The organism is Streptomyces sp. NPDC104581, assembly GCF_055583685.1.
Map to the genome: position 1 here is coordinate 1 of NZ_JBVJNN010000002.1, position 18,366 is coordinate 18,366.

At 68.0% G+C, this 18,366-nt stretch carries 15 protein-coding genes and 3 pseudogenes; 12 read left to right on the forward strand and 6 right to left on the reverse strand.

Translation table 11 applies throughout. The annotated features are described in order from the left end of the window. Positions 1-231: 231 nt before the first annotated feature. Together ACZ61E_RS01595 and ACZ61E_RS01600 are read right to left on the reverse strand one after the other, a co-directional pair. Positions 232-903 carry a potassium channel family protein gene (locus ACZ61E_RS01595; RefSeq protein ID WP_469696647.1) on the reverse strand — a complete coding sequence of 224 codons (672 nt, stop codon included), beginning with the start codon at positions 901-903 and terminating at the stop codon, positions 232-234. Continuing rightward, the gene (locus ACZ61E_RS01600; RefSeq protein WP_469696649.1) at positions 903-1,571 is read right to left on the reverse strand and encodes a potassium channel family protein; all 669 of its coding nucleotides are present in this window, start codon (positions 1,569-1,571) and stop codon (positions 903-905) included. Before ACZ61E_RS01600 ends, ACZ61E_RS01595 begins: the two co-directional genes overlap by 1 nt. Positions 1,572-1,861: 290 nt before the next feature. Here ACZ61E_RS01600 and ACZ61E_RS01605 point away from each other — a divergent pair, with 290 nt between their 5' ends. From ACZ61E_RS01605 to ACZ61E_RS01630, 6 genes and pseudogenes are all read left to right on the forward strand, one after another. Next, positions 1,862-2,203: an ArsR/SmtB family transcription factor gene (locus ACZ61E_RS01605; RefSeq protein WP_469696651.1), complete on the forward strand. Its 342-nt coding sequence runs from the start codon at positions 1,862-1,864 to the stop codon at positions 2,201-2,203. Further along, the gene (locus tag ACZ61E_RS01610) at positions 2,200-2,466 is read left to right on the forward strand and encodes a hypothetical protein (RefSeq protein WP_147878707.1); all 267 of its coding nucleotides are present in this window, start codon (positions 2,200-2,202) and stop codon (positions 2,464-2,466) included. The genes ACZ61E_RS01605 and ACZ61E_RS01610 overlap by 4 nt, the downstream gene beginning before the upstream one ends. A gap of 170 nt (positions 2,467-2,636) precedes the next feature. Continuing rightward, the gene (locus ACZ61E_RS01615) at positions 2,637-4,745 is read left to right on the forward strand and encodes an MMPL family transporter (RefSeq protein ID WP_469696653.1); all 2,109 of its coding nucleotides are present in this window, start codon (positions 2,637-2,639) and stop codon (positions 4,743-4,745) included. Positions 4,746-4,878: 133 nt separating this feature from the next. Then, positions 4,879-6,930 (forward strand): APC family permease, encoded by a 2,052-nt coding sequence (locus ACZ61E_RS01620; RefSeq protein WP_469696655.1) that lies wholly within the window; start codon positions 4,879-4,881, stop codon positions 6,928-6,930. Between the two features lie 110 nt (positions 6,931-7,040). Then, positions 7,041-8,393 carry a class I SAM-dependent RNA methyltransferase gene (locus ACZ61E_RS01625; RefSeq protein WP_469696656.1) on the forward strand — a complete coding sequence of 451 codons (1,353 nt, stop codon included), beginning with the start codon at positions 7,041-7,043 and terminating at the stop codon, positions 8,391-8,393. 280 nt (positions 8,394-8,673) lie between these two features. Then, positions 8,674-8,904 (forward strand): annotated as a pseudogene (locus tag ACZ61E_RS01630) (NUDIX hydrolase); the annotation flags it as partial. A 51-nt stretch (positions 8,905-8,955) separates the two neighbouring features. Here the strand turns inward: ACZ61E_RS01630 and ACZ61E_RS01635 are convergent. After that, positions 8,956-10,158: an IS110 family RNA-guided transposase gene (locus tag ACZ61E_RS01635; RefSeq protein WP_469697114.1), complete on the reverse strand. Its 1,203-nt coding sequence runs from the start codon at positions 10,156-10,158 to the stop codon at positions 8,956-8,958. Positions 10,159-10,637: 479 nt separating this feature from the next. Here ACZ61E_RS01635 and ACZ61E_RS01640 point away from each other — a divergent pair. Beyond that, positions 10,638-11,348: pseudogene (locus ACZ61E_RS01640) on the forward strand (DUF5655 domain-containing protein); the annotation flags it as partial. Between the two features lie 186 nt (positions 11,349-11,534). After that, positions 11,535-11,647: pseudogene (locus ACZ61E_RS01645) on the forward strand (IS5/IS1182 family transposase); the annotation flags it as partial. A 152-nt stretch (positions 11,648-11,799) separates the two neighbouring features. Here the strand turns inward: ACZ61E_RS01645 and ACZ61E_RS01650 are convergent. Together ACZ61E_RS01650 and ACZ61E_RS01655 are read right to left on the reverse strand one after the other, a co-directional pair. After that, positions 11,800-12,480: a helix-turn-helix domain-containing protein gene (locus tag ACZ61E_RS01650; protein ID WP_469696658.1), complete on the reverse strand. Its 681-nt coding sequence runs from the start codon at positions 12,478-12,480 to the stop codon at positions 11,800-11,802. A gap of 6 nt (positions 12,481-12,486) precedes the next feature. Continuing rightward, on the reverse strand, positions 12,487-12,624 hold the full coding sequence (locus tag ACZ61E_RS01655) for a hypothetical protein (RefSeq protein ID WP_469696659.1): 138 nt from the start codon (positions 12,622-12,624) through the stop codon (positions 12,487-12,489). A 695-nt stretch (positions 12,625-13,319) separates the two neighbouring features. Here ACZ61E_RS01655 and ACZ61E_RS01660 point away from each other — a divergent pair. From ACZ61E_RS01660 to ACZ61E_RS01675, 4 genes are all read left to right on the forward strand, one after another. After that, positions 13,320-14,276, forward strand: coding sequence for an IS481 family transposase (locus ACZ61E_RS01660; protein WP_469696661.1), 957 nt, complete (start codon positions 13,320-13,322; stop codon positions 14,274-14,276). Positions 14,277-14,807: 531 nt separating this feature from the next. Then, the gene (locus ACZ61E_RS01665; protein WP_469696663.1) at positions 14,808-15,524 is read left to right on the forward strand and encodes a DUF4839 domain-containing protein; all 717 of its coding nucleotides are present in this window, start codon (positions 14,808-14,810) and stop codon (positions 15,522-15,524) included. A 347-nt stretch (positions 15,525-15,871) separates the two neighbouring features. After that, positions 15,872-16,255 (forward strand): HhH-GDP family DNA glycosylase, encoded by a 384-nt coding sequence (locus ACZ61E_RS01670; RefSeq protein WP_469696665.1) that lies wholly within the window; start codon positions 15,872-15,874, stop codon positions 16,253-16,255. Positions 16,256-16,482: 227 nt separating this feature from the next. After that, the gene (locus tag ACZ61E_RS01675) at positions 16,483-16,749 is read left to right on the forward strand and encodes a hypothetical protein (RefSeq protein WP_469696666.1); all 267 of its coding nucleotides are present in this window, start codon (positions 16,483-16,485) and stop codon (positions 16,747-16,749) included. Positions 16,750-16,790: 41 nt separating this feature from the next. Here the strand turns inward: ACZ61E_RS01675 and ACZ61E_RS01680 are convergent, their stop codons facing one another. Next, positions 16,791-17,492, reverse strand: a complete 702-nt coding sequence (locus ACZ61E_RS01680; protein WP_469696668.1) for a hypothetical protein — start codon at positions 17,490-17,492, stop codon at positions 16,791-16,793. Positions 17,493-18,366 lie beyond the last annotated feature (874 nt).

The window sequence follows — 18,366 nt, forward strand, 5'->3', positions numbered from 1 at the left end:
TCACGCCGTCCGGGCATGACCCCGGAGCGGCACCCGGCAACCGGCCCGCACCACCCAAGCCCGGCCGGCGATTGAGGCCACCCCACCGGCACCCCGCCCCGGCCTGCAGGGGCAGCACCCCGCCCCCGGGCGCCGGCCCGCACCACCCCAGCCCGGCCGGCGATTGAGGCCACCCGGGCCCCGGCCCGCCACCCACCCGCACCCGCCAAACGAACCCCGCACAGCGCAGCGCTACGCGTCCTCCCGCCGCACCGACAGCAGGTCCTCCAGCTGCTCCTCCCGCGCCTGCGCCGCCACGAACAGCAGCTCGTCCCCCGCCTCCAGCGTCTCCTCCGGGTTCGGCGTCAGCACCCGCGAGCCCCGGATGATCGTCACCAGCGACGTGTCCTCCGGCCAGTTGACGTCCCCGACCTGCGTCCCCGTGACCGCCGACTCCGGCGGCAGCGTCAGCTCCACGAGGTTCGCGTCGCCGTGGCTGAAGCGCAGCAGCCGGACGAGATCGCCGACGCTCACCGCCTCCTCCACCAGCGCCGACATCAGCCGGGGCGTCGACACCGCGACGTCCACGCCCCACGACTCGTTGAACAGCCACTCGTTCTTCGGGTTGTTGACGCGGGCCACCACCCTCGGCACCCCGTACTCCGTCTTGGCCAGCAGCGAGACGACCAGGTTGACCTTGTCGTCGCCGGTCGCCGCGATCACGACGTTGCAGCGCTGGAGCGCCGCCTCGTCCAGCGAGGTGATCTCGCACGCGTCCGCCAGCAGCCATTCCGCCATCGGGACCCGTTCGACCGAGATGGCGGTGGGCGCCTTGTCGATCAGCAGGATCTCGTGGCCGTTCTCCAGCAGTTCGCCCGCGATGGAACGACCCACCGCGCCTGCTCCGGCAATCGCGACGCGCATCAGTGACCGCCCTCCTCGGGGCCCTCGGCGAAAGCGGCCTCGACCTTCTGGATGTCGTCCGTACGCATCATCACGTGGACGAGGTCGCCCTCCTGGAGCACGGTCTGCGACGTGGGCAGTACGGCCTCGCCGAGCCGGGTGAGGAACGCGACGCGGACGCCCGTCTCCTCCTGGAGGGTGCTGATCTTGTGGCCGATCCAGCCGGCCGACGTGTGGACCTCGGCGAGCTGGACGCCGCCGCTCGGGTCGCGCCACAGCGGCTCCGCGCCGGACGGCAGCAGCCGCCGGAGCATCTGGTCGGCGGTCCAGCGGACGGTCGCCACGGTCGGGATGCCGAGCCGCTGGTAGACCTCCGCGCGCCGGGGGTCGTAGATGCGCGCGGCCACGTTCTCGATGCCGAACATCTCGCGGGCCACCCGGGCGGCGATGATGTTCGAGTTGTCCCCGCTGCTGACCGCGGCGAACGCCCCCGCGTCCTCGATGCCCGCGTCGCGCAAGGTGTCCTGGTCGAAGCCGACGCCGTTGACACGCCGCCCGCCGAAGCCCGATCCGAGCCTGCGGAACGCCGTGGGGTCCCGGTCGATCACCGCGACCGTGTGCCCCTGCCGCTCCAGGCTGGTCGCGAGCGCGGCTCCCACTCGGCCGCAGCCCATGATGACGATGTGCACGTCCTCTTTACCCCGCAGTCCTGTTCGCCGAGCTGACCTGCGTAAACACCTGGTTCACTCTTCTCTCTCCGTGCGCCGGGCCACGGACGGACAACCGTACGGGGCGCCGCCCGGTGATGAGCTTATGCGTCCGCGTCCGCCGTGCCGTCACCCGTGTCGGGGAGGCGTCGGGGGACCCTGAGACGACCCCGACTTCCCCTCAGTCCACCCTGATATGTGTCAGGTTTCTTTGACAGGTCCCGCGGGCTACTGTCAGTCTTCTCTGACAGGTGCTGATGAAGGGCGCTGCGATGCGAGAGGTCCCGACCGGCGACGAGCTGCTGAAGGTGCTCGGCGCGCTCGGCAATCCACACCGGATGCGGATCATCGGCGCGCTCCTGGAGGGCCGGAACTACGTCAGCAGGCTCGCCCGCGAACTCGGCATCGGCCGCCCGCTGCTGCACATGCACCTCCAGCGGCTGGAGGCGGCCGGTCTGGTCGTCGGGACGCTGGAGCTGTCCGAGAGCGGCAAGTCGATGAAGTACTTCGAGCTCACGCCGTTCTGTTTCGCCCTGACCCCCCAGTCCGTCGCCACGGCGGCGCAGACGCTCACCGAGGAAGAGGGAACGACCATGAAGGAGTCCGCGAAATGAACGATTCGGGATGGACGGACCTGGCCGGGGCCATCGGCGCCGGCGGCGTCTTCCTGTTCCTCATCGTGGTCGTCTGGCAGGTCGCGGCGACCTGGCGCGCGCGCATGCTGGCCGCGCGTGAGGAGCAGTACAAGCAGCTCGCCATGAAGTACGCGCAGCTGCTGGAGGACAACGTCGAGCTGCACCGTCGCACGCTCGACGAGCTGACACAGGCCCGCGGCTCGATCGCGTCGATGGAGAAGATGATGCGCGAGATCGAGTAGCGCCGGCGCCAAGTGAAGCCGTACGGCCGGGAGTTCCAGCTCCCGGCCGTACTCATGGAGATCCGTCACCCGGGGCACCACCCCACGCGCCGCGGCAGGTCGGCAAACCATCACGCCGCGGTGCGGAAGGAGTGTGCCCCTTCACTCACTCCATACCGAGGAGATTACTCATGACCACGTTGCCGAAGCGGCTCGCCGGGGCACCCGGCGGCAGCCGCGGGAAGTGGTTCGTCCTGCTCGCCTGGCTGATCCTCGTCGTCGCGCTCGGCCCGCTCGCGGGCAAGCTCGGCGAGGTCGAGGAGACGGGGCCGAACGCGTTCCTGCCCCGAGGCGCGGAATCGGCCCGGGTCAACACCGAGCTGGAGAAGTTCCGCACCGACACGCTGATGCCGGCGGTCGTCGTCTACACCGGCGAGGGGGCGGCGGCGAAGGCCCGGGCGGACCGCGAGCGCTTCGCGCCGTACGCCGCCGAGGGCGAGCAACTGCCGCCCGCCGTACCGTCCGAGGACGGCGAGGCCCTGATGGCCGTCGTGCCCCTGTCGTACGAGGACGAGATCACCGACACCGTCGACAGGCTCCGCGACATCGCCGGCGCCAACGCCCCACCCGGCGTCGAGGCCGAGGTCGGCGGCCCCGCCGCGTCCCTGACCGACTCCGTCGCCGTCTTCGGCACCCTCGACGCCACCCTGATGATCGCGACCGGACTCGTCGTCGCCGTCCTGCTGCTCATCACCTACCGCAGCCCGCTGCTCTGGCTGTTCCCGCTGCTCGCCGTCGGCTTCGCCGCCGTACTCACCCAGGTCGGTACCTACCTCCTCGCCAAGTACGGCCACCTGCCCGTCGATCCGCAGAGCGCGGGCATCCTGATGGTGCTCGTCTTCGGCGTCGGCACGGACTACGCGCTGCTGCTCATCGCCCGCTACCGCGAGGAACTGCACCGGCTGGAGGACCGCCACGAGGCCATGCGGACCGCGCTGCGCCGCTCGGGTCCGGCGATCCTCGCCTCGGCGGGCACCGTCGCCATCGGGCTGGCCTGTCTGGCGTTCGCCGACATCAACTCCTCCCGCTCCATGGGTTTGGTCGGCGCCGTCGGAGTGGTCTGCGCCTTCCTCGCGATGGTCACCGTGCTGCCCGCGCTGCTGGTCGTCGCCGGCCGCTGGGTCTTCTGGCCGTTCGTCCCGCGCTTCGGCACCCCCGTCCGCAAGGAGGCCACCGTGTGGTCCCGGATCGGCGCCCTGGTCGCCCGGCGCCCGCGCTGGTCCTGGCTGATGTCGGTGGGCGCCACCGGAGTGCTCGCGCTCAGCGCGGTCGGCATCGACATGGGGCTGAGGCAGTCGGAGATGTTCCAGGAGAAGCCCGAGTCGGTGGTGGCACAGGAGCTGATCTCCGCGCACTACCCGTCCGGCGCCTCCGACCCGGCGAAAGTCGTCACCCGCGCCGACCGCGCCGCCGACGTCGAGTCGGCCCTGCGGGACGTCGAGGGCGTCGCGCGCGTCGAGGGCGGCGACCGTACGCCCGACGGCAGTCTCGCCACCCTCTCGGTGGTGCTGACCGACGCCCCGGACAGTACGGCGGCCAAGGCGACCGTCGACCGGCTCCGGGACGCGGCGGGGGCCGTGGACGGCGCGGACGCCCTCGTCGGCGGGGCCACCGCGCAGACCCTCGACACCCAGCGGGCCGCCGACCGCGATCTGCGCACCGTCATCCCCGTGGTGCTGGTGGTGGTCCTGATCGTGCTGGTCCTGCTGCTGCGCGCCCTGGTCGCCCCCCTGCTGCTGCTCGCGACGGTCGTCCTGTCGTACTTCGCCGCGCTGGGCGCCTCGAACCTCCTGTTCGAGCACGTCTTCGGCTTCGCCGGTGTCGACTGGTCGATCCCGCTGATGGGCTTCGTGTTCCTGGTCGCGCTCGGTATCGACTACAACATCTTCCTGATGCACCGGGTCCGCGAGGAGGCACTGCGGATCGGACACCGGCGCGGCGTACTGGAGGGCCTGACCAGCACCGGCGGCGTGATCACCTCGGCGGGTGTGGTGCTCGCCGCGACCTTCGCCGTCTTCGCGGCGCTGCCGCTGGTGACGATGGCGCAGATGGGGGTGATCGTCGGGATCGGAGTCCTGCTGGACACCTTCCTGGTCCGTACGGTGCTGGTCCCCGCGCTCGCGCTGGACCTGGGGCGCCGGTTCTGGTGGCCGGGGCGGCTCTTCGCCCGGGGCGCCCACGACGGCCCGGGCGGGCCGTCGCGGCGGCCGGCGGGGGAGCGCTCGCCCGAACACGTCTGACCCCGTTCGCCGGAGCCCGCCGCCCGCCTCGCCCGAGCCCCGCCGCCCGGTGCGGCGGGCGGCGCGGCTCGGGCCCCGTCCTGGCGGGGTGGTGCTTGGGAGGGCCGCGCCCGGACGGCTTACGATCCTCATCGTGCCGAAACTGACCGACGTGCCCAAACGGATCCTGATCGGGAGGGCGCTGCGTAGCGACAGGCTGGGAGAAACGCTCCTTCCCAAACGCATCGCACTGCCCGTCTTCGCCTCCGACCCGCTGTCCTCGGTGGCCTACGCGCCGGGAGAAGTCCTCCTGGTGCTCTCCATCGCGGGCGCTTCGGCGTACCACTTCAGCCCGTGGATCGCCCTGGCCGTCGTGGTCCTGATGTTCACCGTCGTCGCCTCCTACCGTCAGAACGTGCACGCCTACCCGAGCGGTGGTGGCGACTACGAGGTCGCCACCACCAACCTCGGGCCCAGGGCCGGTCTGACCGTCGCGAGCGCCCTGCTCGTCGACTACGTCCTGACCGTGGCCGTGTCGATCGCCTCCGGTGTCGAGAACCTCGGCTCGGCGGTCCCCTTCGTCATCGAGAACAAGGTCCTGTGCGCGATCGGGATAATCGTGATCCTGACGCTGATGAACCTGCGGGGCGTACGGGAGTCGGGCAAGCTCTTCGCCATCCCGACGTACGTCTTCGTCACCGGCGTCTTCATCATGATCCTCTGGGGCGCCTACCGCGGGCTCGTACTCGACGACACCATGAGCGCGCCCACCGCCCACTTCGAGATCAAGGCGGAGGAGAGCGGCCTGGCCGGGTTCGCGCTCGTCTTCCTGCTGCTGCGCGCGTTCTCCTCCGGCTGCGCCGCTCTGACCGGCGTCGAGGCCATCAGCAACGGCGTCCCCGCCTTCCGCAAGCCCAAGAGCAGGAACGCGGCGACGACGCTGGCGATGATGGGCACCCTCGCCGTCACCATGTTCTGCGGCATCATCGGCCTGGCCATGGCCACCGATGTGAAGATGGCGGAGTTCCCCGGCAAGGACCTGCTGCGCGACGGTGTGCCGGTCGGTGACGGCTACGTCCAGAACCCGGTCATCACCCAGGTCGCCGCCGCCGTCTTCGGGGCGGACACCTTCTTCTTCGTCCTGCTCGCCGCGGCCACCGCGCTCGTCCTGTTCCTGGCCGCCAACACCGCGTACAACGGCTTCCCGCTGCTCGGCTCGATCCTCGCGCAGGACCGCTATCTGCCGCGCCAGCTCCACACCCGGGGCGACCGCCTCGCGTTCTCCAACGGCATCGTGCTGCTGGCCGGCGCCGCCATCCTGCTGGTGTGGATCTACGGGGCGGACTCCACCAAGCTGATCCAGCTCTACATCGTCGGCGTCTTCGTCTCCTTCACCCTCAGCCAGACGGGCATGGTCCGGCACTGGAACCGCCATCTGCGCACCGAACGCGACAAGGCCAAGCGCCGCCACATGATTCGCTCACGCGCGATCAACGCGTTCGGCGCCACGTTCACCGGACTCGTCCTGATCGTCGTGCTGGCCACCAAGTTCACCCACGGGGCGTGGGTCGCCCTGCTGGGCATGGTGATCTTCTACGGGACGATGAGCGCGATCCGCCGGCACTACGACCGTGTGGCCGAGGAGATCGCCGCCGCCGAGGCGCCCGGCCCCGACAGCGTACGGCCGTCGCGCGTCCACACGATCGTGCTCGTCTCCAAGGTCCACAAGCCGACGCTGCGGGCGCTCGCCTTCGCGAAGCTGACGCGCTCGGACCGGCTGGAGGCGCTCTCCATCAACGTCGACCCCGCCGAGACGAAGCAGCTCAGGGAGGAGTGGGAGCGGCGCGGCATCAACGTCCCGCTGAAGATCCTCGACTCGCCCTACCGCGAGATCACCCGCCCCGTCATCGAGTACGTGAAGGGCCTGCGGACCGAGAACCCGCGGGACGTCGTCAGCATCTTCATCCCCGAGTACGTGGTCGGCCGCTGGTACGAGCAGGTGCTGCACAACCAGAGCGCGCTGCGGCTCAAGGGGCGGCTGCTCTTCTCCCCGGGTGTGATGGTGACCTCCGTCCCGTACCAGCTGGAGTCCTCCGAGGTCGCGAAGAAGCGGGACAGACGGCGCGCGGAGTGGACCGCGCCCGGCTCGGTGCGCCGGGGGCCGGTGGACACCCGGCCGCGGAAGGAGCCCACGGGCAAGCCCTGAGGGACCGCGGGTGGCGGTGGGCGCCGCCGCCCGCACGTAGACTGGATCGCTTCCGCCGCCGTACCTTCCCGCCTCTGACCTCGCCCTGACCCTTTGGAGCCCAGCCCCTCATGCAGACAGAACCACAGCCTTCAGAGCAGGCTCCTGAACAGGCTTCGCTGGTCGGGCAGGAGTACGAGGTCGAGGTCGGTCCCGTCGCGCACGGCGGCCACTGCGTCGCCCGCACCGACGAGGGCCGCGTGCTCTTCGTACGGCACGCGCTGCCCGGTGAGAGGATCGTCGCCCGGGTGACGGACGGCGACGAGAGCTCGCGCTTTCTGCGCGCCGACGCGGTCACCGTCCTGGAAGCCTCCAAGGAACGCGTCGAGGCCCCCTGCCCGTACGCGGGTCCGGGCATGTGCGGCGGCTGCGACTGGCAGCACGCCAAGCCGGGCGCCCAGCGCCGCCTCAAGGGCGACGTCATCACCGAACAGCTCCGGCGACTGGCCGGGCTCACCCCGGAGGAGGCGGGCTGGGACGGCACGGTCATGCCCGCGCCCGGCGACAAACTGCCCTCGGGCGAGGTGCCCCGGTGGCGTACCCGCGTGCAGTACGCCGTCGACGCCGACGGCCGGGCCGGACTGCGCAAGCACCGCTCGCACGAGGTACAGCCCGTCGACCACTGCATGATCGCCTACGACGGCGTCAGCGAACTGGGCGTCGAGAAGCGCGAATGGCCGCAGATGGCCTCCGTCGAGGCGATCGCGGCCTCCGGCTCCGGCGACCGCCAGGTGGTCCTCGCCCCGCTCAAGGGCGGCCGGCTCCCGCTGGTCGAGTTGGACCGGCCGGTGTCGGTGCTGCGGATCGAGGAGCACGACGGGGGAGTGCACCGGGTCCACGGCCGCGCGTTCGTCCGCGAACGCGCCGACGACCGCACCTGGCGCGTCGGTATGGGCGGCTTCTGGCAGGTCCACCCGAAGGCCCCCGAGGTCCTGGTGGAGGCCGTGATGCAGGGCCTCATGCCCCGCAAGGGGGAGACGGCCCTCGACCTCTACTGCGGGGTGGGCCTGTTCGCCGGGGCGATCGCCCAGCGCGTGGGCGAGACGGGCGCGGTGCTCGGCATCGAATCCGGCAGGCGCGCGGCGGAGGACGCCCAGTACAACCTGAAGGACCTCGCCCGGGTCCGCATCGAACACGGCAAGGTCGACACGGTGCTGCCCCGCACCGGGATCACCGAGACGGACCTGATCGTCCTCGACCCCCCGCGCGCGGGCGCGGGCAAACAGGTCGTCAACCACCTCGCGGGCCTGGGCGCCCGCCGCATCGCCTACGTGGCCTGTGACCCGGCGGCACTGGCCCGCGACCTGGCGTACTTCCGGGAGTCGGGCTACAAGCCGCGCACACTGCGGGCGTTCGACCTGTTCCCGATGACGCATCATGTGGAGTGCGTGGCGATCCTGGAGCCGGTCGCGAAGGGCGCCTGACCTGCAGGTTTGGGTGATGTGCAATATGTGCACTGTGAGCGTTACGGGCGATATCTTTACGCTGAAATGACGCCCTGCGAGGCATCTTGACGCTCATTTGACGCTCGTTCTGATGGGTCGTCAGCCACGTCGAATTGCTGGTCAGACGCTCTGTTGATTCCGCGAGTGCGGCGCCTTGGCGGGAAATTCATGGTGCCAATGCGCCCATGAGCAGGCCCTCGAAGCAGAGAGGAAGCGCTTCGCTCTGTTTCTTGTGAAGGGGTTGGCGCCAGCGTCGGCGATGTCACCAGGTGTGCAAGCACCGCGCGTTGCCATCGCCGTGGTCGTCCGCGACAGCGACGTCCTGCTGGTCTGCCGGCGGACCACGAGGCCGCTGGCATCAGCTGGCAGTCCCCGGCCGGAGAGGTCGAGCCGGGCGAGACCCGCGAAGACGCCGCCGTGCGCGAGACCCAGGAGGAGACCGGGACTGGAGGTCTCTGCCGTGAAGCTGCTCGGCGAGCGTATCCATCCGAATATCGAGGGCTGGGCGAACTCGCGGGGGGGGGTGCCTCTATGTCTTTCGTCAAGCGATGCGAGGCGTTCGGGGTTCGTAGAAGGTGCCGTCGCGGAGCATCGCGAACAGCACGCTGATGCGTTGCCGTGCGAGCCGGAGGAGGGCCTGGGTGTGGGTCTTTCCTCTGGCTCGGCAGCGGTCGTAGTAGGTGCGGGAGGTGGGGTCGTGCAGGGCGGCGAACGCGGACAGGAACATCGCGCGTTTGAGCTGTCGGTTGCCGCCTCTGGGGGCGTGTTCGCCGTGGATCGAGGTGCCCGACGATTTCGTGGTCGGGGCGAGGCCGGCGTAGGAGGCAAGGTAGGCGGCGGTGGGGAAACTAGTGCCGTCGCCGACGGTCACCAGCAAAACGGCTGCGGTCCTGACCGCGACCCCCGGCATCGAGGTCAGGACCTGGGAAAGAGGGTGTTGTTCCAGCAGAGTGTTGATCTGGGCTTCCAGGGCCCGGCGCTGTTCGTGGACTGCGGCGAGCTGGCGAGCCAGGGACGGGACGACGATGTCGAGGGTGCCGGTGCCGGGAACCACCACGGTCTGCTCGTCGAGAGCGTCGAAGACGTCGTCGATCAGCCGTTTCGCCATCCTGGGCGCCTTGGGCCGGATCACTTCAACGAGCCTGCGTCGTCCGGCTTTTCGCAGGGCGGCCGGGGAGCCATAGCGTTCGAGGAGCCAGGTGACGGCCTGGTGATCGAGACGCGGGCCCAGGACCCGTTCCAAGCTGGGGTGGAACTGGGTGAGCAGGCCGCGTATCCGGTTGCTGGTGCGGGTGGCCTCGGCTGCGAGGTCCTGGTCGAAGCCGACCAGGACGGTCAGCTCGGCGGTGATCTCGTCGGTCACCTCCAGCGAGCGCAGGGTGTGCGGCATGGTGCGGGCCGCGTCCGCGATGACCGCGGCATCCTTCGCATCGGTCTTCGCCTCGCCCGGGTAGAGATCGGCGATCCGCCGCATCGCCAGGCCGGGCAGGTAGGCGACCTTGCAGCCCGTGTCGCGGGCGACGGTCAGGGGCAGGGCGCCGATCGAGGCAGGCTGGTCCACCACGACGAGAACGGTGCCGAACTTCGCGGCCAGCTTGTCGAAGACGGCCCGCAGCTTCGGTTCGCTGTTGGGCAGCGGCTTGTCGAAGACCTTCTTGCCTGCCGGGGTGAGCCCGTGGCCGTGATGGGCGCTCTTGCCGACGTCCAGGCCGAGGAACACGCCGACGTCGCCGGTGTCGAACATCGTGCTCTCAACTCCTTTGGTGCGGCTGGCCTTGGCGTCGGTGTCGTACTCGCGCATCCACGTTATGCAGACCTGCCGTCCGCGAACTGTCCGGCATTGCGCCGGGCCGGACGGTGGTCGGACCTCTCATCAGCGTCTCCGACAACACCTCTCGGGCCCGGTGAACACCACCCCCCAGGTCATCGAGGACAGGGGGACACAGTCATGCCGGGCCCGGAGGCCAGCGGCCCTCTTGCAGGACCGCGGAAAACATAACGGGGATCTCGCGGCACGTGCCGTAAGGGCTCTACAAGCCGGTGCAGGATACCTCGACGAAGCCCTGCCCGCTTGAGCAGTCACCTGGCCGGGCTGGGAGAGCGGCCCCCTCACTCAACCTGCTCGGGCAATGTCGTCGCCCCCTCACTGAGTGCACGGAGAAGGGTGTTGCTGAAGCCGACGAAAGGGGCAGAGGCAGCACCCCCGCGCCCTGTGGATGTGATGATCAGAACGGTGCCCCTGTGGTCGTGGAATACAAGCGCGGCATCGACGCCGCGGTGATCAACCAGGGCCTCTTCTACATGTCCTGGCTCCTCGACCACAGGGACGCCTTCCACCGGCTGGTGCGGGAGCGGCTCGGATCGGCGGTCGGGGCCCAGGTCGTGTGGAGCGCGCCGCAGCTGATCTGCGTGGCTGGCGACTTCACCCGCTACGACGTCCATGCCGTGTGCGAGCACCGGCGCAGCATCGACTTGGTCCGCTACCGCTTTTACAGGGCCGAGCATCTCGGCCTGGAGACTGTGGCTTCCGTGACCCGGCAGCCCGTGGGTTCCCCGGCAGGGAGCCGCGTGGCGGGAGCCCCACGCGCGCGTGCGGGCATGGGCGCGATGGAGGAGCTAGCGGCGGCGGTCGACGAGGTGCTGCGTGGTCTGGGCGACGACGTGATCGCGGTGCAGCGCCGACAGTACCGCGCCTTCCGGCGCCTGCGGAACTTCGCTTGCGTATGCACCCCGCGGCAGTCCAAGGTCCTCGTGTACCTCAAGGTGGACCCCAAGCAGATGGATCTGGTACCGGGGTTCACTCGTGACGTCACGGGGCTTGGGCACCACGGCACGGGAGACCTGGAGGTGCAGGTTCGCACGGACCGGGACCTGGAGCGTGCCGAAGAGCTGTTCCGTCTGGGCTACGCAGTGGCATCGCGGCTCAGCAGCTGAGAGGACCGCAAGGCGAGTTATTCGGTGGTGAGTGGTCGTCGTGCGCTGTCCTTTCACAGTGGCTGTCAGGGATTGCTGTGGACTACCAATGGTGCGGCGGAGTCCCGGTTTCGCTAACCGGGACTCCGCCGATATAGTGCGCGCCTGCATCTGGCACGGCAGTACGAGCCATTGATGGCTTGGATGATCGGCCGGATGAAGAACTACAAGATCCTTCGTGACCGTCGGCAGCGCGGCGACGGCCTCCATCACGCCGTCCAGCCGTCACCCGCATGCACAACCTCACCCTCGCCGCATGATCAGACGAGCCGACGGCATACCTCAGGCTGCATGATCACATCCTTCTGCAACGCGCTCTATCGGCCGAGAATGGATCAATAACGTCGCTGCGTACGAGTCAGACCCACTTTTCTGGCAAGTGGGTCTGACTCGTTGACACCGCATCAATGCCTCAGTTGCTCCAGGGAATCCCATAGGGCTTCAGAAGCCGTTCGGGCTCACCCCCCAAGTACTCGCGCGCGGCCGGGGATCCATCCCGGGCTGCCTGCCGAACGTCTTCCATCCGCGCGATACGCCAGGCCGACTCCCACTGCGGCCACTCCTCCTGGGGAACATCGCTGACCGCGAGAACGGCAAACATGATCGTTCGCGTGGGAGAAGTACGTCGAGTGACGAAGTTGTGGAAGGTGGAACGACTGATCGGCTGCTCAATCACGCCTCGAGCAGCCAGGCGCTTGGCCTTCTCTTCTGCCCTTCGGTAAGTGAGCCCAGAGAGCGCGTACTGTGATACGAGCGCGTTCCATAGGTCAGCAGGTGTCACCACGAAGTCTCGTGGATTCCTCTTCTCACCCTGGAGCATCTGCCTGATTCTGAGTTCCCACAGTCCTTTCCGATGCAGTCGTCTGCCGACGTTTACATCGGCGCCGCATGCCCGGGCGATCTCCTCGACCATCGTGAGCGACGGCAACGTGGTGCCACTGACCGCCCTACTCAGAGTGGACTTGTTAACCTCCAAACGTTCTGCCAGCTGCGCATAGGTCAAGCCTGTTCGTTGCCGCTGTTCGCGCAGCCAGCGCGCTAGTTCTACAAGAGGAGACGGCTGCTCGGGCAGCTCTTGCAGCTTTCGTCCCATGGGCCATCACGGCCGGAGGGCGGGACCGACCGGATCAGGCGTGCCCGCCCTGAACAGGGTCGAGATCACCGCCATTCCGCCGAGCATCTGCAGTACGTCCGCCACCGGGTGCCCCAGGACGACCAGAACTGTGGCGAGCGTCATGGCAATCACCACGATGACGACTACCTGTGTGCTCGGGGACTCGGGTGTCTCACGGGCCCCATGAACAACACACTCGAGATGAGATGTCCTGCCAAATGCCATTGCACCTCTTCCTTTCCGCCCTGCCTGTTGGCCTGCGGGCCGTCTTGCGCCACGTCCCTACGAGGCGCCATGTGACCCATGTTCAGCGCGTTGACGACCTCAACGCCATTCGCGTTGTTGCACAGATGTCCAACACCTGGACTGCAACAATCCGTCTTGGTCACCCGGAGGCTTCGTCAACTTGGAAAGGGAAACAGCAGGTCAGCGACTTGTCGAAATGGCCCAGGCGTTGGGATGCTGCCAGGCTGTCCACGAAGCCAATGTGGTATACATCACTGGCTCCATACGTGCGCTCACCTCTGCGGCATGCCAAGTCTATTGTCAAGCACAAGACTTGGCGCGCACTCAGCAATCCCCGATCACAGGCCCAAAGCCACGACGAGCCCTCCGAGGGTTGTGGACCATTCCTGGACACGGCCCAGACGACGAGTCGGCTGCAACCCGGGGGCGAGCAAGACTCAGCTAGGTGTGCTGTCCGGACAGCACACCTAGCTGTATTGATCACGAGCGTTGTTGACACTGGCGGGTCTTGAACATGGCGAAGACCTCCGATGTGGTGGAGCTGTCTAGGAACGCACCGCACGGAGGTCTTCGTGTCCCACCGTAACGCCCGGCTCACCGTTCATGGCAGGCGACTGCTCGTCGAGCGTGTCTGCGCAGGCCGTCCCGTCGCTCATGTGGCCGCCGAGATGGGGATCTCCCGTGCCACGGCCCACAAGTGGGTCCGCCGCTGGCGTGCTGAGGGCGAGGCGGGCCTCGCCGACCGCTCCAGCCGCCCCCGGACAACACCGCACCGAACCCCGGCGGCCGTGGAGGCCCGCGTCTGCCGGCTGCGGCAGGAACGCAAGCTCGGCCCCGCGCGGCTCGGCCCGACGCTGGGCCTGCCCGCCTCCACCGTGCACCGCATCCTGACCCGCCACCACCTGAACCGGCTCGCGTTCCTGGACCGACCCACCGGCCAGGTCATCCGCCGCTACGAACGCGACCGGCCCGGCGAACTGGTCCACGTCGACGTCAAGAAACTCGGCCGGATCCCGGACGGCGGCGGCCACAAGGTGCTGGGCCGCCAAGCCGGCCGCGCCCGCCGCAGCGGCGTGGGCTTCGACTACGTCCATTCCGCTGTCGACGACCACACCCGACTCGCCTACAGCGAGATCCACGGCGACGAGAAGGCAGCCACCTGCGCCGCTTTCCTGCGCCGGGCAGCAGCTTTCTTCGCGGACGTGGGCATCGGCCGCGTCGAGCGGGTCCTGACCGACAATGCCTGGCCCTACCGCAAAAGCTTCGCCTGGCGGCATGCACTCACCGACCTCGGCGCGACCGGCAAGCTCACCCGTCCCTACCGCCCGCAGACCAACGGCAAAGTCGAACGATTCAACCGCACCCTGCTCGACGAATGGGCCTACCAGCGGCCCTACACCTCAAACGACGAGCGGACAGCAGCCCTGGCAGACTTCCTGCACACCTACAACCACCACCGCTGCCACACCGCACTCGGAGGCAAGCCCCCGATCAGCCGCGTCAACAACCCTGCGGGTCAATACAAGTAGCGGCCGTCCGCAGTCACCACAGCGACGTGACCACTGCCGCGCCAGGTCCTCTTGATCAGCCCTCGCTGCTCCAGCGCCCATGCCACCTGTGTACGGGCGGGTGGAACGTGCACTGCATCGGAAACCGCCGCGATCTCGCGCAGCAAGTCGGCCTGCGATGCAGACAATGCATACCTCACCACTCCGGCTCCACTTGAGGGTGCAGATGGGATTGTCAAGGTAGAGGGAAGGGAGGCGACCGAGGTGCGTTGGCCCCTCATACGCGTGATGCCAAGGCTGAACTCGACCACGGCCGACGGCATCTGGTGTAAAGCCCTGCTGATCCTCCACAGGACAGATCTGCCCGGAATGCGCTGTTCGGCATCGTTTTGGTGCCCTGCATCCGCAACCGAGACGCGCTGCTCAGGCGCGACAGCGAACGACCCGGTCGAGCAGGAGAGCAGGGGCCGAAGGCGACGTTTGTCTCTCGCGGAGTCATCTATGCTCGCGCCAGTTGGTATGACCGGTTCGCTTCAGGGGGCGGAGAGCCGCATGGTCGATGAGATCAAGTACGAGTACAAGGTCGTGCAGACGGTTCGGGGCACCGACGGTTTGGTGATCTCGAAGATGCAGAAGGACGGATGGGAGCTCGTGGAACAGCTCCCAGGCAGACTTCGCACCACCCTCAACTTCCGTCGGGCGAAGAGGCCGCTGCCTTGGCGTCTGATCGGAACTGGGGCTGCCGTCCTCGTGGTCTTGGCCGCCATCATCGGCACGGGCGTTGCGCTCGGCGACGGCGACGAGGAGAAGGGCGCGTCAGCCAGTTCGCCGGTCGCCAGTGAGAAGTCTTCCGCTACGCCGCCCGTAGACGAGCCGACCACCGCTGAGGTGATCACGGCGCAGAACAGTCCCGAGTTCGCCACGTTGTTAAAGGCGGATCCGTGTGGCGAAGCGAACGTGAACTTCGCAACCAAGCACGAGGGGCAGACGGTCGCCTTCGACGGGTCAGTCAGGCACATGGCGGCCCACGCGGATGACCAGACCCGCTACGACTTCCTTCTCGGTCCGGGCGACAAGGGGCCGCAGACGACGGACGGCCCGAACTTCAAGTACGAGGACGTCAACACCGGCAACCTCCACCTGACCGGCAAGGAGGTCCCTGCCACCATTGCAGTGGGCGACAAGTTCCGCTTCATCGCCGAGGTGATCGAGTTCAACACGATCCAGTGCCTATTCCGCCTCTCCCCGGTCTCGACGGAGACTCGGTAGCCGAGATGGCCAGCCTTCCCGTCATGGAGGGAGCTGCCCGATGGAACGGCCCCCTGCTCCATCCATTCGAGAGTTTTGAGCTTTCCCACCAGCTTGCCAGACGGCAGCGCCATCCTTGACCCATGCTCGCATCCAGCTCTGCCCAACGGCTCGCCGACCACGTTCGACAGTTCCTTGGCAGCGGACCGTTTTTCCAGCCGGGCGGATGGACCCACATGGGTGCTGTCATCTGCGACGTCAGCTTCCAGCCACGGTGCAACTACGAGAGGACTCTCCGACCGCGGCTCCTCCATTTGCAACGGAGCTGGGCTGATGCAAGAACAGTCCGCGGATTCCAGCGCCGGCTCGTGACGGAAGACCTTGCCGTGGCCATGAAGTTCAACCATGCACAGAAGGTCGCGACGGCCCACGCCATCACCGACCTTCTCGCTGTCCACGGGGTAGATACCCGCGAGGACCTTCACGCCTGGCTCGATCATCAGGCCAATCGCGCCGCTCTGCGCACGGTGAAGGGAGTGGGGCCGAAGAGCATCGACTACATAGGCAATCTCGTCGGCCGTTCGCACGTCGCCGTCGACGTACACCTACGTGCCTTCGCCGGGGATGCTGGTGTTCCGGACCTCCCATACGACCAGTTGCGCGCCGTGTATGAGGAAGCCGCCGCGCTTCTCGGGCACGACAAAGGCGGGCTGGAGCATGCCGTTTGGCGGCATAAGTCGAAGGCCACGTAGCCACCCAGCGGGCCTGGCCGTTGTAGGTGCGGTTGCAGCAGGCTGATCTGCCGAACCGAGGCGGACGCGCCGTCTAGCAGGTCGTCAGCCCTCGCGACCGGCTGTACTGCCTGGACCCGGAGCGCGACACGATTGAGAACGGCCCCTCCACCCCAGCGCGGGTCGCGAGGCTGGCGCGCGAAGACTCCCGTCCGACCGAGTGGTGGCTCGGGAAGCCCCTGAAGCGGATGAGGGACGGCGACCGGCTGTGGATCTACTTCGGCGGGGTCGAAGGAAAGATCGCGCCGATGGCACATGTGAAGTCGTCGCCGCGACCGGCGCCGATCGGTTCGCAAAAGCCATACGAGTTCGACGCCGAACTGGACCTGAAGGCGACCATGGCTCTGTCCAAGTCGCCGGTACGGCATGAGGAGATGGATCAGAGGCACCCGCAGGCATGCGGGGAGATGCGGGCGGCGGACGTGAAGCTGGCCGAAGCGCGTGCCAACCTCTGACCGTCCCTCCCGCTGGGCGCGCACCGCACCGCGGTGCGTGCTCAGCTCTTGAGGGCTTGCTCGATCCGCTCGAAGTTCTCAGGGCTGAAGTTGCCCCGGCTCATCTGCACGCTCCGGTTTTGTTTCGGCGTCACCACATTCGAATACGACGCCAGCTCCGGCACGGCGATCTTCCAGATGGCCGCGATGCGCCCGAGGACGATCACCGCGTCACGGGACATGGCGCGGCGCACCAGGTAGAAGGCGAAGGACTGGGAGGGCAGTGTGTAGGGGATCGGCCGCCACAATTGCGAATGGTAGCCGTGGAACTGCACGGCAAGGATCTGCCGGGCGAGTTCGTCGTGACTGTGCCCCTCCTTCGTCAGGCCGTTCAGGGTCCGGGACCACCACCGGAGACCTGGATGGTCCTTCTCGGGGTGCATCAGGAAGTGGTTGCGGGTCCCGCCGGCGATCGCGATGTGTTCCAGAGTTCGCTCGGTCACGCCGGGCCGGGCGTAGGCGGCCGGGTCTGCGTCGCTCACACCTGGGTTGGCCAGCAGCATGACCAGGGGCGCGTCGTGGAGGCCGATGAACGGTTCCGGCGGGAGTGTCAGGTTGAGCTGGTACGGCGCGTGCGAGGGGTGGACTTGGGTGTCGCTGAGGGCTTGCAAGTGCGGCAGGTCTTCGGGGACCGCGTACGGTGCGTTCCTGGTCGTGCGGGTCCACGGATTGAGCACCTGATCCCCCGCTATCCGCGTCGTCATGGCATGCAAGCCTACGAGCATCCTGAGAGCGGACCGTCACCGTTCCGGCCAGCCATCGGTGCAGGGAGCCCTTCCCATCCTGATCAGGTGGCGAGTTCGAGGCCAACGACGGCACGGACAGCGGCTGTGATCCGGGTGGTGCTGCAGCGGAGTTTCCGCAGGAACCGCAAGACTTGAGGATGGCCATGCGTGTTCGCCGAGGCTGCGGATCTTGGCGTGATCGCGATTGTGGCGTCGGCGCCAGCCGCGCAGGTGCTTGCCGCGCATCGGGACATGGATCGCACGGCCGGCGCCCTGGTACGCCTTGTCGGCCCAGCACTTGATGTCGTCTGCGGCGAGGGCGGTCGTGCCAGCCCCGTCTGGCCCGAGTGGGCGGGATGGGCTATCGACCGTGACGCTCGTTTGACGCTCTGGGCGCACTCACGCTGTGTAGGGAGCAGGGAAAGCGGCTCTGACCTGGTCTTTTCCGTGACTTGCTCAGGTCGACCTCTTCCCGATGACCCATCATGTGGAGTGCGTGGCGATCCTGGAGCCGGTGAAGAAGGACGCCTGACCTGCGGGTGCGAGTGGTGTGCGCTGTGGGCGGTACGGGCGATATCTTGACGCTGAATTGACGCTCTGCGAAGCATCTTGACGCTCATTCGGCGCTCGATCTGATGGGTCGTCAGCCACCTCGGGTTGCCGGTCAGACGCTCTGTTGACTACGCGGGTGCGGCGCCTTGGCGGGGAACGCATGGTGCCAAGGCGCCCGCGAGCAGGCCCCCGAAGCAGTGAGGAAGCGCTCAGCTCTACTCCTTCTGAAAGAGCTGGCAGCGGCGTCGGCGACGTCACCAGGTTTGCAGGCACTGCGCGTTGCGGGCCGGGCTCGTCCGGG